At 69.6% G+C, this 15887-nt stretch carries 13 protein-coding genes; 11 read left to right on the forward strand and 2 right to left on the reverse strand.

Annotation, left to right across the window (positions count from 1 at the left end):
* The first annotated feature begins 20 nt into the window (after nt 1–20).
* The 10 genes from DDE23_RS03020 (at nt 21) to DDE23_RS03065 (ending at nt 12027) form a co-directional block, all read left to right on the forward strand.
* Nucleotides 21–1688, forward strand: a complete 1668-nt coding sequence (locus DDE23_RS03020) for a thiamine pyrophosphate-binding protein (RefSeq protein ID WP_107749893.1) — start codon at nt 21–23, stop codon at nt 1686–1688.
* Nucleotides 1685–3775 carry a hydantoinase/oxoprolinase family protein gene (locus DDE23_RS03025; RefSeq protein ID WP_107749894.1) on the forward strand — a complete coding sequence of 697 codons (2091 nt, stop codon included), beginning with the start codon at nt 1685–1687 and terminating at the stop codon, nt 3773–3775. The genes DDE23_RS03020 and DDE23_RS03025 overlap by 4 nt, the downstream gene beginning before the upstream one ends.
* Nucleotides 3768–5390: a hydantoinase B/oxoprolinase family protein gene (locus DDE23_RS03030; protein ID WP_107749895.1), complete on the forward strand. Its 1623-nt coding sequence runs from the start codon at nt 3768–3770 to the stop codon at nt 5388–5390. Before DDE23_RS03025 ends, DDE23_RS03030 begins: the two co-directional genes overlap by 8 nt.
* On the forward strand, nt 5387–6595 hold the full coding sequence (locus DDE23_RS03035; RefSeq protein WP_107749896.1) for a pyridoxal phosphate-dependent aminotransferase: 1209 nt from the start codon (nt 5387–5389) through the stop codon (nt 6593–6595). The genes DDE23_RS03030 and DDE23_RS03035 overlap by 4 nt, the downstream gene beginning before the upstream one ends.
* A 1-nt stretch (nt 6596) precedes the next feature.
* Entirely contained in the window at nt 6597–7415 is an 819-nt protein-coding gene (locus DDE23_RS03040) for an NAD-dependent epimerase/dehydratase family protein (protein WP_107749897.1), read from the forward strand.
* Nucleotides 7412–8620, forward strand: a complete 1209-nt coding sequence (locus DDE23_RS03045; RefSeq protein ID WP_107749898.1) for an NAD(P)/FAD-dependent oxidoreductase — start codon at nt 7412–7414, stop codon at nt 8618–8620. The genes DDE23_RS03040 and DDE23_RS03045 overlap by 4 nt, the downstream gene beginning before the upstream one ends.
* Nucleotides 8621–8703: 83 nt before the next feature.
* Nucleotides 8704–9417 carry an SDR family oxidoreductase gene (locus DDE23_RS03050; RefSeq protein WP_107749899.1) on the forward strand — a complete coding sequence of 238 codons (714 nt, stop codon included), beginning with the start codon at nt 8704–8706 and terminating at the stop codon, nt 9415–9417.
* Between the two features lie 8 nt (nt 9418–9425).
* Nucleotides 9426–10175 (forward strand): SDR family NAD(P)-dependent oxidoreductase, encoded by a 750-nt coding sequence (locus tag DDE23_RS03055; protein ID WP_107749900.1) that lies wholly within the window; start codon nt 9426–9428, stop codon nt 10173–10175.
* 129 nt (nt 10176–10304) lie between these two features.
* Nucleotides 10305–11213 (forward strand): LysR substrate-binding domain-containing protein, encoded by a 909-nt coding sequence (locus tag DDE23_RS03060; protein ID WP_107750226.1) that lies wholly within the window; start codon nt 10305–10307, stop codon nt 11211–11213.
* Nucleotides 11214–11232: 19 nt separating this feature from the next.
* Nucleotides 11233–12027: a GNAT family N-acetyltransferase gene (locus DDE23_RS03065; RefSeq protein WP_107749901.1), complete on the forward strand. Its 795-nt coding sequence runs from the start codon at nt 11233–11235 to the stop codon at nt 12025–12027.
* A 6-nt stretch (nt 12028–12033) separates the two neighbouring features.
* On the opposite strand, the gene DDE23_RS03070 is transcribed toward DDE23_RS03065, so the two are convergent.
* Nucleotides 12034–13410: an FAD-binding oxidoreductase gene (locus DDE23_RS03070; RefSeq protein ID WP_107749902.1), complete on the reverse strand. Its 1377-nt coding sequence runs from the start codon at nt 13408–13410 to the stop codon at nt 12034–12036.
* 126 nt (nt 13411–13536) lie between these two features.
* Between DDE23_RS03070 and DDE23_RS03075 the strand changes: the two genes are divergently transcribed.
* Nucleotides 13537–15201, forward strand: coding sequence for a chloride channel protein (locus tag DDE23_RS03075; RefSeq protein ID WP_107749903.1), 1665 nt, complete (start codon nt 13537–13539; stop codon nt 15199–15201).
* A gap of 220 nt (nt 15202–15421) precedes the next feature.
* Here the strand turns inward: DDE23_RS03075 and DDE23_RS03080 are convergent, their stop codons facing one another.
* The gene (locus DDE23_RS03080; protein WP_107749904.1) at nt 15422–15838 is read right to left on the reverse strand and encodes a hypothetical protein; all 417 of its coding nucleotides are present in this window, start codon (nt 15836–15838) and stop codon (nt 15422–15424) included.
* Between the last annotated feature and the right edge of the window lie 49 nt (nt 15839–15887).

Here is a 15887-nt window from a genome sequence, read left to right on the forward strand (position 1 = left end):
TGCGGCATCGAAGGACGATCATGACACGAACCGGCGGACAGCTCCTTGTCGATTGCCTGCTCGCGCTCGGCGCCGAGACGGGCTTCGGCGTTCCGGGCGAGAGCTATCTGGCGGTGCTGGACGCGCTGCATGACACCCGGGGCCGCCTCGATTTCATCAATTGCCGCAACGAGGGTGGCGCCGCGTTCATGGCCGCGGCCTGGGGCAAGCTGACCGGCCGGCCGGGCCTGTGCTTCGTGACCCGCGGTCCGGGAGCAACCAATGCCGCGATCGGGGTGCATACGGCGATGCAGGACAGCGCGCCGATGATCCTGTTCGTCGGCCAGGTCGGCACAGACATGAAAGGCCGCGAGGCGTTTCAGGAACTCGATTACCGCGCGGTCTTCGGCTCGATGGCGAAAGCGGCGGTCGAGATCGACAGCGCCGACCGCGTCCCCGAGATCCTGGCCCGCGCCTGGACCACGGCGACCACCGGCCGCCCCGGCCCGGTGGTCATCGCGCTGCCCGAGGACATGCTGACCAGCCCCACCGAAGCCCTCCCCCTGACCGGCCCCGCCTTCGTCGCCGAAGCCGCGCCCTCAGCCGCCACGATGGACCGGGCGCGGGCGATCCTGGGCGACGCCCGGCGTCCGCTGATCCTGATCGGCGGCTGCAACTGGACGGCCGCGGGCCGGGCGGCCCTGCAAGCCTTTGCCGAGGCCAGCGACATCCCGGTCGTCGCCGCCTTCCGCTTTCAGGACCAATACGACAATTCCTCGCGGGTCTATGTCGGCGAGGCCGGGGTCGGCATGAACCCGAACGTGCGCCGGGCGATCAGCGAGGCGGATGTGATCCTCGCCCTCAACGTCCGGTTCGGCGAGATGACGACGGATGGCTATACGCTTCTCGACGTGCCGGTCCCGAAACAGCGGCTGATCCATGTCCATGCCTCTCCGGCCGAGATCGGCAAGATCTACCAGCCAGAGCTGGGCGTGCAGGCCGGACCCAACGCCTTCGCCATGGCGCTGAACCCGGTACAGGGCCCGTGGTCCGCATGGCGGGCGAGGGCCCGGGCCGAGTGGGAGGCGGGATTCGCCCTGCCGCCGCAGCCCTCGCCGGTCGATATGGGGGAGGTCACGGCGCATCTGCGTGACGTGCTGCCCGAGGATGTCATCCTGACCAATGGCGCGGGGAATTTCACCGTCTGGCCGAACAAGTTCTTCAAGTTCGGCCCGCGCGCGCGCCTGCTCGCGCCCCAATCGGGCGCCATGGGCTACGGCCTGCCCGCCGCCATCGCCGCCCGGATCGCCGACCCGTCGCGCCGGGTGGTCTGCTTCGCCGGGGACGGTGATTTTCAGATGAATTGTCAGGAGCTTGCCACCGCCGCGCAATATGGTGCGCAGCCGATCGTCCTGATCCTGAACAACGGCATCTATGGCACGATCCGCGCCCATCAGGAGCGGCATTATCCCGCCCGCGTTTCGGGCACCGACATGACGAACCCTGATTTCGTGGCTTTGGCAAAGGCTTACGGGTTCCACGCCGAACGCGTCGCCACCACCGGGGATTTCGCCCCGGCCTTCGCCCGGGCGCTGGCCTCGACGACCGGGGCGGTGCTGGACCTCGACATTTCGCCCGAAGCCCTGACCCCCCGCCAGACGCTCAGCCAGATGCGCGCGGCGGCGCTTGCCCGGAAGGCCGCGCCATGACCTCTTCGATCCGACTGGGGGCCGATATCGGCGGCACCTTCACCGATATCGCGCTGGAATATCGCGGTGCGATCCACTCGACCAAGGTACTGACCAGCTACGCGGCGCCGGAGCAGGCGATCCTCGACGGGATCGACATCGTGCTGGCCGAGACCGGGATCGGCTATGCGGATCTGGAGATCGTGATCCACGGCACGACGCTGGCCACCAACGCGCTGATCGAACGGCGGGGCGCGAAGACCGCCTTCGTCACCACCGAGGGCTTCCGCGACGTGATCGAGATGCGGACCGAAAGCCGCTTCGACCAATACGACCTGACGATCCAGCTGCCCAAGCCGCTGGTCCCGCGTGAGGATCGCTTCGCCGTGGCCGGTCGGATCGGCGCGCAGGGGCAGGAGCTGGCGCCGCTGGACGAGGCGGCGCTGGCGGCGGTGGCCGAGCGGATCGCGACGGGCGGCTACGCGGCCGTGGCGATCGGTTTCATCCATGCCTATCTGAACCCCGCCCATGAGCGCCGGGCGCGCGAGATCATCGCCGCGCACTGCGACCTGCCGATCTCGCTCTCCAGCGAGGTCTCGCCGCAGATGCGCGAATTCGAGCGGTTCAACACCGTCTGCGCCAATGCCTATGTCCGGCCGCAGATGGCCAGCTATCTGCAGCGCCTGCAGGTCCGGCTGACGGAGAGGGGCGCGCGCTGCCCGGTCTTCATGATCCATTCGGGGGGCGGGCTGGTGTCCGTTGAAACCGCGGCCGAATTCCCGGTGCGGCTGGTCGAATCCGGGCCGGCCGGCGGCGCGATCTTCGCCGCCGATGTGGCGCGGCGCTTCGGGCTGGAGCGGGTCGTCAGCTACGACATGGGCGGCACCACCGCCAAGATCTGCCTGATCGAGGATTTCTCGCCCAAGACCGCGCGGACCTTCGAGGTGGCGCGCACCACGCGCTTCGCCAAGGGCTCGGGCATGCCGGTGTCGATCCCGGTGATCGAGATGATCGAGATCGGGGCGGGCGGCGGCTCCTTGGCCTGGGTCGATGCGATGGGCCGCATCCAGACCGGCCCCGAAAGCGCGGGGTCCGAACCCGGGCCCGCCTGCTATCAGCGGGGCGGGGCGCGTCCGGCGATCACCGATGCCGATCTGGTGCTGGGCAAGATCGACCCCGAGAATTTCGCGGGCGGCGCCATCCGGCTGTCTCGCGATCTGGCCGAGGCGGCGATCCTGGGCGCGGTCGGCGACCGGCTCGGCCTCGACGCCGGGGCCGCGGCCTTCGGCATCGGCGAGGTGGTGGACGAGAACATGGCCAATGCCGCCCGGGTCCATGCGGTCGAGAACGGCAAGAACATCTCGGACAATATCATGGTGGCTTTCGGGGGGGCCGCGCCGCTTCATGCCGCCCGGCTCTGCGAGAAGCTGGGCATCGGCGACTGCCTGATCCCGCCGGGCGCGGGGGTGGGCTCGGCCATCGGCTTCCTGAAAGCCCCCTTCGGATACGAGGCGCTGGCCTCGCGCATCATCGGCATGTCGGCCTTCGATGCGGAGCAGGTCAACGCCCTGATCGCGGACCTGAAAGCCACCGCCGAGGGCTTCGTGCGTCAGGGGACCGAGGGCGCGATCCTGTCCGAGATCACCGCCTTCATGCGCTACCGCGGGCAGGGATGGGAGATCCCGGTGCCGCTGCCCGACCGCCCCTTCACCGCGGAGGACGCTGTCCTGATCGGCGCCGATTTCCGCGCGGCCTATGCGCGCTTCTTCGGCCGGGCCATCGACGGGCTTTCGGGGCTGGAGGTCGAGATCGTCACCCTGTCGGTCAAGGCGATGGACGAACGCCCGGCACCGGCGCCGGTCACGCTGACCCGGGGCGCGCGGATCCACGAGCCAAGCGTCTGGCGCGCGGTCTTCGACCCGGCGGCGGCGCGGCATCTCGACACCGCCATCGTTGCCCGCGCCGACCTTTCCCCGGGCGACCGGGTCCGCGGCCCCGCCGTCATCACCGAGCGCGAGACCTCGACCATCGTCACCTCGCCCTTCGATACCGTCATGCAGCCTGACGGCTCGCTGCTCCTCCTGCGCAAGGATATGGCCGATGAGTGACCGGACCCGCGAGATCCGCCTTCAGGTGATGTGGAACCGCCTGATTTCCGTGGTCGAGGAACAGGCGATGACGCTGCTGCGTACCGCCTTTTCCACCTCGGTCCGGGAAGCCGGGGATCTTTCCGCCGGGGTCTTCGACCCTGAGGGCCGGATGCTGGCGCAGGCGGTGACCGGCACCCCGGGCCATGTCAACACGATGGCCGAGGCGGTGCTGCATTTCGCCCGGGAGATCGGCTATGACGACATGTACCCGGGCGACACCTATGTCACCAACGACCCCTGGAAGGGGACCGGGCATCTGCATGACATCACCATGGTCTCGCCCTCGTTCAAGGGCGACCGGCTGGTCGGCTTCTTCGCCTGCACCGCGCATGTGGTCGATGTCGGCGGGCGCGGCTTCGGGGCCGATGCCAAGACCGTCTACGAGGAAGGGATCCAGATCCCGATCATGAAATTCGCCGAGCGGGGCGTGGTGAACAAGGACTTGGTGCGGATGCTGCGCGCCAATGTGCGCGAACCCAATCAGGTGGTGGGCGATTTCTATTCGCTGGCCGCCTGCAACGATGTCGGCCACCGCCGCCTCATCGCCATGATGGAGGAGATCGGGCTTGAGACGCTGGACGAGCTCGGCGCCTTCATCTTCGAGCGGACGCGCGCCGCCACGCTCGACCGGATCGCGGCGCTGCCTCGTGGGGCGTGGACCAACACGCTGGTCACGGACGGCTACGACCAGCCGGTGACGCTGAAAGCGACGCTGGAGACGCGCGGCGATACGGTGAATGTCGACTTCACCGGCACCGACGCGCCCAGCCGCTGGGGCATCAACGTGCCGATCATCTACACCAAGGCCTATGCCTGCTACGCGATGAAATGCGTGATCGCGCCGGACATTCCCAACAACTGGGCCTCGCTTGCGCCCTTCACCATCTCGTCGCCCGTCAATATCCTGAACGCCGAACGCCCGGCGCCGGTCAGCCTCAGGCATGTCTTCGGCCATATGGTGCCGGATCTGGTGCTGGGTGCGCTGGCGCAGGCGCTGCCCGGAAAGATCCTGGCCGAAGGGGCGGGGGCCCTGTGGAACATCCACATGTCGGTGCGTCCGGCCGGGGGGCAGGCGGGGCGGCAGGCCGAGATCCTGATGTTCAACTCGGGCGGCATGGGGGCGCGGCCGGGGCTGGACGGGCTCTCCGCGACCGCCTTCCCCTCGGGCGTGATGACCATGCCGATCGAGGCCACGGAACATACCGGCCCCATCGTCATCTGGCGCAAGGAGTTGCGGCCGGATTCCGGCGGCGACGGCGAGTTCCGGGGCGGTCTGGGCCAGGTGATCGAGATCGAGCCGGCGCCGGGGCATGAATTCGACTTCTCGGCCATGTTCGACCGCATCCACCACCCGGCGCGGGGCCGCGACGGCGGGCAGGAGGGCGCGGCGGGCTCGGCCTCGCTGGACGATGGGACGGTGCTGAAGCCGAAGGGCTGGCAGCATGTCCCCGCCGGGCGCCGTCTGGTGCTGGAACTGCCCGGCGGCGGCGGCTATGGCGATCCCGCGCGGCGCCCGGCCGAGGCGCGGGCGGGCGATCTGTCGAAGGGCTATGTCACGGAGAGGCGGAAATGAGCTATGTCGCAAGCCGCCTGTCGGCGGTGAAACCCTCGGCCTCGATGGCGGCCTCGCTGGCGGCCAAGGCGCTGAGGGCCAAGGGGGTTGACGTGATCGACCTCGGTCTGGGCGAGCCGGATTTCCCGACGCCCCGCCATATCATCGACGCCGCCCATCAGGCCGCGCTCCGGGGCGAGACGCTCTACACCGCCGCCGGAGGCACGCTTGAACTGCGCCAGGCGGTGGCCGGAAAGTTCCGGCGCGAGAACGGGCTCGATTACAGCGTTGACGAGATCGCCGTGGCCAATGGCGCCAAGCAGATCATCTTCAACGCGCTGATGGCGACGCTGAACGAGGGGGACGAGGCCGTGCTGCCCGCGCCCTATTTCGTCAGCTACCCCGAGATGGTGAAGCTCTTGGGCGGTGTCCCCGTCACCCCGGTCTGCGGCGCGGGCTCGGGCTTTCGCCTGACGCCCGAGGCGCTGGAGGCCGCCATCACCCCCCGCACGAAATGGCTGTTCCTGAACATGCCCGGCAACCCCTCGGGCGCGGTCTATGGCATGGACGACCTGAAGGCGCTGGGCGCGGTGCTGGCCCGCCATCCGCAGGTGCTGATCCTGTCGGACGAGATCTACGAACACATCCTGTTCGACGGCCGCGCCTTCGTCAGCTTCGGTCAGGCCTGCCCGGAATTGCGCGACCGGACGCTCATCGTGAATGGCGTGGCCAAGGCCTATGCCATGACCGGCTGGCGCGTGGGTTATGCGGCGGGTCCGGCGCCCTTGGTGAAGGCGATGAACACCGTGCAAAGCCAGTCCTGCACCTCGGTCGCGGCACCGATGCAGGCGGCGGCGCTGGCGGCGCTCAATGGCCCGCAGGATTGCGTGGCCGAGTTCCGCGCGGCCTTCCAGCGCCGCCGGGATCTGGTCGTGGCGGGCGTGGCCGCGATCCCCGGCCTGACCCTGCCGCCGCCCGAAGGCGCCTTCTACGCCTATATCGGCTGCGCCGGGCTCCTTGGTAAACGCACGCCCGACGGCGCGATCCTGACCGACGACACCGATGTCGTGGCCTATCTGCTGAACGCGGGCCATGTCAGTTCGGTCCCCGGCGCCGCCTATGGCGTGTCGCCCTATTTCCGCATCTCGACCGCCACCGCCGATGCGGTGCTGGCCGAGGCGCTTTCGCGGATCGGCAAGGCCGTCGCCGCGCTGACGGAGGCCTGAGATGAGCACCCCCTTCGACACGATCCTGATGACCGGCGCCGCCGGACGGCTGGGCACCGAATTGCGCCGCGGCCTGAAACCGCTGGCGCGCAAACTGCGGCTGGCCGATGTGACCGAGATCGCCGACCTTGCCCCGAACGAGGACGCCGTGACCTTCGACCTGGCCGATGAGGCGGCGGTCATGGCGGCGGTCGAGGGCGTCGATGCCATCGTCCATTTCGGCGGCGCACCGCTGGAACGGCCCTGGCAGGAGGTGCTCGATTCCAACATCCGCGGCAGTTACCACATCTACGAGGCGGCGCGGAAACACGGCGTGAAGCGCGTGGTCTATGCCTCGTCGGTGCATGCGATCGGCTATCACCGGCTCACCGACCAGATCGACGCCGAGGCGCCGCATCGCCCCGACAGCCTCTATGGTCTGTCGAAATGCTTCGTCGAGGACCTGGGCCGCCTGTACTGGGACAAGTTCGGCATCGAAAGCGTGATGCTGCGGATCTTCTCGTCCTTCCCCGAACCCGCCGACCGCCGGATGCTCTGGTCCTGGCTCTCGTTCGAGGATTGCAACCGGCTGGTGAGCGCGGCGCTGACCGCGCCCAGCGTCGGTTTCACCATTTCCTTCGGCATGTCCGACAACAGGGTCAAGCCCGTGGACAACCGGCTGGCCGGGCATCTGGGCTATCAGCCGCAGGACAATACCGAAGCCTTCCGCGCGGGCGTCGAGGCGCGGCTGCCCCGCCCGGACGGCACCGCCCCCGCCGTGCAATGCCTGGGCGGCTGGTTCGTCGATCTTGGCCATCCTGACGATGAGGCGCAAAAGTGAAAGCGTCCTATGACGTGGTGATCGTGGGCGGGGCCGTGATCGGCTCGTCCGTCGCCTATTTCCTGGCCGCGAACCCGGATTTCGCGGGCTCAGTGCTGGTGGTCGAACGTGACCCGACCTATCGCTTCGCCGCGACCTCGCTGTCGGCCGCCTCGATCCGGGTGCAATTCTCCAACCCGATCAATGTGAAGATCAGCCAGTTCGGCAGCGCCTTCATCCGCGATTTCGCCCGCACCATGCAGGTGACGGGCGAGGCCCCGCCCGACCTCAATTTCCACAAGGGCGGCTATCTGTTCCTCGCCGCCACGCCCGAGCAGGAGCAGACCCTGCGCGAGAACCACGCCGTGCAGCGGGCCTGCGGCGCGGATGTGGTGCTGTGGGGGCCGGAGGACCTGTCGCGGGCCTTCCCGCATCTCAATGTCGCGGATGTGCGGCTGGCGAGCTACGGTCAGTCGAGCGAGGGGTGGTTCTCCAACACCGGCCTGATGAACGGCTTCCGGGCCAAGGCGCGGGAACTGGGCGTCGATTACGTCACCGACGAGGTGGTCGCCATCACCCGGACCGGCGCGCGCGTGGCGTCGGTCACGCTGAAATCCGGCGCGGTGGTGGGGGCGGGGACCGTGGTCAACGCCTCGGGCCCGCGGGCGGCGCTGACGGCGCGGATGGCGGGGCTGGACGTGCCGGTCGAACCCCGCAAGCGCACGCTCTTCGTCTTCGATTGCGCGACGACGCCGGAGGGCAGCGCCACGGTCAACGAGGGCCGTCTGCCGCTGATGATCGACCCGACCGGCGTCTTCTGCCGGCCTGAGGGGCGTTACTTCCTGACCGGCTGCCCGCCGGTCGAGGATCCGGCCGCCGATTGGGACGATTTCGAGCCGCGCTATGAGGAATTCGAGGATATCATCTGGCCCGCGCTGGCCGACCGCTCGCCTGCCTTCGAGGCGATCAAGGTCGTCAACCGCTGGGCCGGGCATTACGATTTCAACGTGCTGGACCACAACCTGATCGTCGGCCGCCACCCGGAGGTGACGAATTTCATCTTCGCCAACGGCTTTTCGGGCCACGGCCTGCAGCAGGGTCCGGCGGCGGGGCGGGGGGTGGCCGAGCTCATCACCTATGGTGGGTTCCGCACGCTCGACCTGAGCGAGGTGGGCTATGAACGGGTGCTGGAAAACCGGCCCTTCCTGGAGAAGGCGGTGATCTGAGGGGCGCGCACCCCGGCCATGCGAGCCCTCCTTCCCCGGCGACGGGGGCGGAGCCCTGACCCGAGCAGAAAGGCGGAACCCCGATGGACAGGATCCTCATCACCGGCGCGACCAGCGGCATCGGCCGGGCCATGGCGCTGACGCTGGCGCAGGCGGGCTACGCCGTGCTGGCGCTGGGCCGCAACCGCGCCGCGCTGGCGGCGCTCAGCGCCGAGGCGCCCGGGATCGAGGGGATTGCCCTCGACCTCGCCGACCACGCCGGGCTGGCCGAGGCGCTGGCGGGACGGGCCATCGACGTGCTGGTCAACAATGCCGGGATGATGCCGCGCCCGGGACCCTTCGCCAGCATGGAGCCCGAGGCGATCGGGCGCACGCTGGCGGTGAACCTCGCCGATACGCTGGCGCTCACCCGGCTTGTGCTGCCCGGGATGCTGGCGCGGGGGGCGGGGCATGTGGTTTTCACCGGCTCTTCGGCCGCGCATGCGCCGGGGGCGGGGTTCGCCGCCTATGCCGCCTCGAAAGCCGGGATCGCCGCTTTCGCCACCGCGCTCAGGGCCGAGGTCTCGGCCCATGGCCTGCGCGTCACCGAGCTGGTCCCGGGGCGGGTGGAGACCGGGCTCTATTCCGGCGTTCTGCCCGAAGAGGCGCGGGCGGCGATGTATCACGACGGCCATGCGCTGCAGCCGCAGGACGTGGCCGATGTGCTGCTGGCGGTGCTGCGCCTGCCCGCCCGCGCCTCGGTCACGCGGGTCGATCTGATGCCGACCCGTCCCGTTTCCCCCGTCCCCCTGTCATGAGGAACCAGATGCAGGATATGAGCTGGGTCATCGTCGGCGGCGCCTCGGGCCTCGGCGCCCTGCTGGCCGAGATGGCGGCCGAGGCCGGCGCGCGCGCCGTCGGCATCATCGACATCGACGGCGCGGCGGCCGAGGCCGCGCTGGCCCCGGCCCGCACCAAGGGCCTGACCACCGCCTTCGCCGCCTGCGATATCCGCAGGGCCCCGGCCTGCAATGCCGCCTTCGCCGAGGTGGCCGGGGCGCTGGGGCGGGTCGACACGCTGGTCAATTCCGCCGCGATCTATCCCCGGCGCCCGACTTTGGGCGTCACGGATGAAGACTGGGACCTGTCCAACGCCATCAACATCAAGGGCACCTATCACATGATGGTCGCGGCCATCGCCCATATGCGGACGCAGGAACCGCGCGGGCATATTCGCGGCCGGATCGTCAACATCACCTCGGTCGATGCCTTCAAGGCCCATCCCAACAACATCCATTACGCCGCGACCAAGGCGGCGGTGGTCAGCCTGACCCGCTCGGTCGCCGATCACGTGGCGCCCGACGGGATCCTGGTCAATTCGGTGGCCCCGGCCGGGATGGCGACGGAAAAGGCCCGCCAGGCCGGGTTCCTGCCGGAACTGGCCAAGGCCAGCCCGCTGGGCCGCGGCGCGCTGCCGCGCGAGATCGCCGAATGGGTGCTGGTCGCGGGCGGGCCGAAGAACACCTACATGACCGGCGAGAACATCATCGTCTCGGGCGGCTATATCTACGCCTGACGGGGCAGGGGGCGACAAAGCTGGGCTTTCGGGTTGCGGGCAGCGCCAGCCCGAGGGCGCTTTGCCTCGTCAGCCTGAACGCGCTATGACCGGAGGACAGAACTTTCGCCCCCGATGAAGGAGGTCGCCGTGACGGGCCGCGTGCGTCTGCCCTCGCTCAATGCGCTGCGGGTCTTTCACGCGGTGGCGCGCTCGCGCTCGCTGGTCAAGGCGGCCGAGGAATTGCGCGTCTCGCCGCAGGCGGTCGGCCAGCAGATCCGTCAGCTGGAAGAGGCGCTGGGCGTCACGCTGGTCGAGCGCGAGGGCCGCTCGATCCGCCTGACCGATGCGGCGATCGCGCTGTCCTACCATGTCCGCGCCGGGTTCGACGAATTCGAGGAGGGGATCCGCCGCATCACCACCACCTCGGATCGGCCGCGCATCGCCTTCAACGTGAGCCCCTATTTCGGCACCCGCTACCTGATGCCGCGCCTCGCCGATTTCCGCAAAGCGGTGCCCGATGCCGAGATCGTGCTGACCACGCTCATCGACCTCGTGGACCTCGAACGCGACGAGATCGACCTGGCGGTGCAATGGGGCTACGGCGACCGCAAGGATGTGCAAAGCCACCTGCTGCTGCGCGATCCCAAGGTGATCTGCTGCCACCCCGATCTGGCCCGGGCGATCCGGGGGCCCGCCGATCTGCTGACGGTCGGCCTGTTGCAGCCCTCGCGTTCGACGCGGCTCTGGCCCGATATCCTGCTGTATCTGGGTCTGACGGTGCCGAAGCCGGACCGCCAGCTGACCTTCGACGATTCCGCCACCATGCGCCGCGCGGCGCAGCAGGGGCTGGGCGTGGGCCTCGTCTCGCGCATCGACGCCGAGGAGGATCTTGCCGCGGGCAGGCTGGTCGCGCCGCTGGGCCTTGATGCGCTGGTCGGCATGCCCGAGGCGGCGATCCCCGGTTTCTACGTCATCAGCACCAGGCCCCGGCTGCGCGTGAAGCCGGTTGCGGCCCTGCACCGCTGGCTGCTGGAGCAGGATTGGTCCCGCCCCTGAAAGGTGGTTAGGTGGCGCCATGACCTTCCTGACCCTCACCCCCGAGACCCTGCCCGACAGCCATATCTGCTGCGCGATGTCCGACCGGCGCTACGCCGCGGGCACCGAGGCCAAGAAGCGCTGGCTGGCCGAAACCCATGCGCAGGGCTACCGCTTCTCGCGGCTGGACGAACGCGGCAAGGTGCTGATCGAATACGGGCCGGGGGCCGAGGCCTGGCAGCCGGTGGTGGCGCCCGACTGGATGGTGATGGGCTGCTTCTGGGTCTCGGGCCGGTTCAAGCAGCAGGGGCACGGCAAGGCGCTGCTGGGGACCGCGCTGGAGGCGGCGCGCGGGGCAGGGCTGGCGGGATTGGTCGCGGTGGTGGGGCGGCGGAAGCTGCCCTTCCTCAGCGATGGCGCCTGGCTGCGCAGACAGGGCTTTCACGAAGTCGATGCGACCGACAGCGGCTTCAGCCTGCTGGCGCTGGGCCATGAGGGCGCGGCCGCGGCGCCCGCCCCCCGCTTTGCCGACAGCGCCCGGCGGGGGCTGCCTGCGGGGACGCAGGGACTGACCGTCTTCTATTCCGACCGCTGCCCCTTCACCGAGTTTCACATCGGCACGGCGCTGCGCGAGACCTGTGCCAAACGGGGGCTGAGCCCGACCATCGTCAAGCTCGACAGCCGCGAGAAGGCGCAGAACGCCCCCTCACCGGCGACGATCTTCAGCCTGTTCGCCGGGGACCGCTTCGTCACGAATGATCTGAGCGTCTGCCTCGACCACCGTTTCGACGCCATCCTGGCCAGGGCGGGCGTGGACCCGGCGCCCGGCCTCTAGCCGCGCTCAATTCCCCGGCAGCAGCTTGCCCGGGTTCATCAGCCCCTCGGGATCGAGCGCCGTCTTGATCGCGCCCATCACGTCCCAGGCGTCGCCATGCTCGGCCCGCATGTATTTGGTCTTGCCCATGCCGATCCCATGCTCGCCGCTGACCGTGCCGCCCAGCCTGAGCGCCCGCTCGGCCATGTTGGACGCCAGTTTCACCGCCGCCGCCTTCTGCACCGCGTCGCCCTTGCGGGGCAGCAGCAGCGCGTGGAAATTGCCGTCGCCGACATGGCCGACGATGGGGCCGGGGATGCCTGCTGCGGCGATTTCCGCCGCCGTCTCCTCGACCGCCTGCGCCAGTTTCGAGATCGGCACGCAGATATCCGTCGTCAGCGGGTCGCTGTCCGGATAGGCCCTGAGCGTGGTGCGATAGGCGTTGTGGCGCATGGCCCAGAGGGCCGTGCGGTCCTCGGGCTTCTCGGCCCAGCGGAAGTCTTGTCCGCCGAAATCGGTGGCGATCTCGGCGAAACGCGCCATCTGTTCGGTGACGCCCGCCTCGGTGCCGTGGAATTCCAGCATCAGATGCGGGGCGTCGGGCCAGTCCGATCCGGCGCCGCGGTTGAAGGCCTCGGCCGCGGCCCGGTCGACGAATTCGATCCGCGCCATGGGGATGCCCGACTGGATCGTGGCGATCACCGCATCGACCGCGCCCGCCATGCTGTCGAAGGCGCAGACCGCGGCCCGCACCGCCTCGGGCTGGCCGTGCAGTTTCAGGGTCAGTTCGGTGATGAGGCCCAGCGTGCCCTCGGCGCCCACGAACAGCGCCGTCAGGTCATAGCCGGTCGAGGACTTGGGCGCCCGCGTCCCGGTGCGGATGATGCGGCCATCGGCCAGCACCACCTCCAGCCCCAGCACATTGGCCCGCATCGTGCCATAGCGCACCGCCGTCGTGCCCGAGGCCCGGGTCGAGGCCATGCCGCCGAGGCTGGCATTGGCGCCGGGGTCGATGGGGAAGAAGAGCCCCGTGGCGCGCAGTTCGGTGTTCAGTTCCTCGCGGGTGATGCCGGGCTGGACGGTGACGACCATATCCTCGGGCGCGACCTCCAACACCTTGTTCATGCGGGTGAAATCGACCGTGACCCCGCCCCGCGGGGCCAGCGCGTGCCCTTCGAGCGAGGTGCCGGCCCCCCAGCCGATCAGCGGCAATCCGGCAGCGCGGCACAGGCGCACGATCTCGGCCACCTCGGCGGTCGTCTCGGGATAGGCAACCGCGTCGGGCGGCATGTCCTGGAAATGCGCCTCGGAGCGGCCATGCAGCGCCCGGTCCGAGTCCGAGCGGTTGAGCCGCGGGCCAAGCAGGTCGCTCAAGGCCTCCAGCGCATCGTTCTTGGTGCTCATCCCTTCCTCCCCCGGGGTATTTCCGTCCCGCCCGGACCCTAGCGGCTGGGCCGGGCGCTGACCAGAGGGGGCAAATCGCTTGCAACCCCGCCTGCTTGCGTGCTTTTCACAAGGTGAGAGGATGCGATGCGCAAACACCATCACCGCCCCCGGCTGACCCGATTGCTGACCCTGGCCCTGCGGCGCATCCGCCAGCAGGGACCGGACGAGGTGCAATTCTGGGTCATCGCCTTCTTCCTCGGCACCGCGGCGGGGGCGGCGGCGCTGTTGTTCCGGCTGGGGATCGGGACGCTGGAGACGCTGCTCTACGGCGCGCAGAACCACGCGGTCCTGGCGGCGGCCTCGGCGATGCCCTGGTGGGCGCTGGTGGCGATCCCGACACTGGCCGGGCTGCTGGTCGGGCTGATCCTGCACCGCTTCACCCCGGACGGACGGGTGCGCGCGGTGGCCGACGTGATCGAGGGCGCCGCCCTGCGCGGCGGCCGGGTCGAAACGCGCGAGGGACTGGCCTCGGCCCTGGCCTCGATGGTCACGCTGGGGGCAGGGGGCTCGGCCGGGCGCGAGGGGCCGGTGGTGCATCTCGCGGCCGTGCTGGCCACGCGGGTGGCGGACCGGATCCATGCCTCGGGCGTCACCGGGCGCGACCTGCTGGGCTGCGCGGTGGCCGCCGCCGTCTCGGCCTCGTTCAACGCGCCGATTGCCGGGGCGATCTTTGCCATGGAGGTGGTGCTGCGCCATTACGCGCTGCACGCTTTCGCGCCCATCGCCATCGCCTCGATCATGGGGACGCTGGTCAACCGGCTGGCCTTCGGCGATGTCGCCGAATTCACCCTGCCGGTGCGCAACATGGTGGCCTTCTACTGGGAGATCCCGGCCTATCTGATCCTTGGTCTGGTTTCGGGCGCGGTGGCGGTGGCGCTGATGCGCTCGGTCTTCTTCGCCGAGGATCTGGCCAACCGGGTGCAGGCCCGGACCGGCCTGCCGCGCTGGCTGCGCCCGGCGGTGGCGGGGGCGCTGGTCGGCGCGCTGGCCATCGTCGCGCCGCAGGTCATCGGCATCGGCTACGAGGTGACGACCCTGGCCCTGACCGGGCACATGCTGCTGCACGAGGCGATCCTGATCGCCTTCGCCAAGGTGGTGGCGGTGTCGATCACGCTGGGCGGGCGGATGGGCGGCGGGGTGTTTTCCCCCTCTCTGGTGGTGGGGGCGCTGACCGGGCTCGCCTTCGGCCTGGTCGCGACCGCGCTGATCCCGGCCTATTCCGGCAGCGCCACGACCTATGCGCTGGCGGGCATGGGGGCGGTGGCGGCGGCGGTGCTGGGGGCGCCGGTCTCGACCACGCTGATCGTGTTCGAACTGACCGGCGACTGGCAGACGGCGATCGCGGTGCTGGCCGCGGTCTCGACCGGCTCGGCGGTGGCCAGCCGCTTCGTGAAACGCTCGTTCTTCCTGGCGCAACTGGCCCGGCGCGACGTGCGGATCGCCCAGGGGCCGCAGGAATACCTGCTGCAACTGGTCAGCGTCTCGGGCTCGACGCGCAAACCCGGCAGTCCCGGGGCGCCCCCGCTCGAGGAATTGGAGGCGCTGGCCGCCCAGGGCCGCAGCATCCCCTGGGAGGCGCGGCTGAAACCGGCGCTGCGGATCTTCGACCGCACCGGCGCCTCGCATCTGGCGGTGATGCAGCGCGGGGCGGACGGGGTGGTGAAGGTCGGCGGCAGCCTCAGCCATGTCGATGCGCTGAAGGCCTTCAACCGGGCGCTGGCGGCGACGGCCGCCGAGGAGCATTCCTGAGGGGACGGGTGAGCAAGGAGCGGGGGGCCAGCCCCCCGCACCCCCCGCCAAAGGGGACCCTCGGGCCCCCTTTGGAAACCCCCGAGGATATTTAGAGAACAAAGATGCAAGTTAAGAGGGCGTTAAGCCGCCTTCTTTGCGCTCCAAGTATCCTCGGGGGGTGAATTGGCCGTCAGGCCAAGAGGGGGGCAGAAAGCCCCCCTTTGCACCGGCCGGGGCCTCAGCGCCGGAACGCGGCCACCTCGGTCTGCCAGTCGCGGAACGACAGCGCGAACCCGGGCGTGTCGGGGCGGGCGGCGCTGGCGCGGGCGACGGCGTCCGGGGTGACGCAGGAATACCAGCTGCGTCCGTCGCTGTTGGTCAGGGCGATGCAGATCCCGCCATGCGCCACGTCGATCTCGCCCGAGAAGAGGTTCCACACCCCGGCCAGATCGCCGCTCTCGGTCGTCAGGTTGCAGGTCCGCACGATTCCGGTCCCGCCGTCCCAGGCGTATTGCGTGGCGGTCGTCAGCGTGCCCATGGTCTTGGCCGGATAGACTTCGGCATTGGCGAAATGGCTGCCTTCGCTGCATCCCAGGGCAAGGGCGGGGCCGGTGGCGAGCAGGGAGAAGGCGGCGACGAGCAAGGTCTTGTGCATGAATGAAATCCGGAAATGGCTGCAAAGAGGGTCATGATGCCATGAATTG

This window comes from Pararhodobacter aggregans (assembly GCF_003075525.1).
Taxonomy (GTDB): Bacteria; Pseudomonadota; Alphaproteobacteria; order Rhodobacterales; family Rhodobacteraceae; genus Pararhodobacter; species Pararhodobacter aggregans.

Bases quoted from the DNA above. Each gene is read 5' to 3' on its own strand.
- DDE23_RS03020 (WP_107749893.1), top strand. From the start codon at position 21: ATGACACGAACCGGCGGACAGCTCCTTGTCGATTGCCTGCTCGCGCTC.
- DDE23_RS03025 (WP_107749894.1), top strand. From the start codon at position 1,685: ATGACCTCTTCGATCCGACTGGGGGCCGATATCGGCGGCACCTTCACC.
- DDE23_RS03030 (WP_107749895.1), top strand. From the start codon at position 3,768: ATGAGTGACCGGACCCGCGAGATCCGCCTTCAGGTGATGTGGAACCGC.
- DDE23_RS03035 (WP_107749896.1), top strand. From the start codon at position 5,387: ATGAGCTATGTCGCAAGCCGCCTGTCGGCGGTGAAACCCTCGGCCTCG.
- DDE23_RS03040 (WP_107749897.1), top strand. From the start codon at position 6,597: ATGAGCACCCCCTTCGACACGATCCTGATGACCGGCGCCGCCGGACGG.
- DDE23_RS03050 (WP_107749899.1), top strand. From the start codon at position 8,704: ATGGACAGGATCCTCATCACCGGCGCGACCAGCGGCATCGGCCGGGCC.
- DDE23_RS03055 (WP_107749900.1), top strand. From the start codon at position 9,426: ATGCAGGATATGAGCTGGGTCATCGTCGGCGGCGCCTCGGGCCTCGGC.
- DDE23_RS03065 (WP_107749901.1), top strand. From the start codon at position 11,233: ATGACCTTCCTGACCCTCACCCCCGAGACCCTGCCCGACAGCCATATC.
- DDE23_RS03070 (WP_107749902.1), bottom strand. From the start codon at position 13,410: ATGAGCACCAAGAACGATGCGCTGGAGGCCTTGAGCGACCTGCTTGGC.
- DDE23_RS03075 (WP_107749903.1), top strand. From the start codon at position 13,537: ATGCGCAAACACCATCACCGCCCCCGGCTGACCCGATTGCTGACCCTG.
- DDE23_RS03080 (WP_107749904.1), bottom strand. From the start codon at position 15,838: ATGCACAAGACCTTGCTCGTCGCCGCCTTCTCCCTGCTCGCCACCGGC.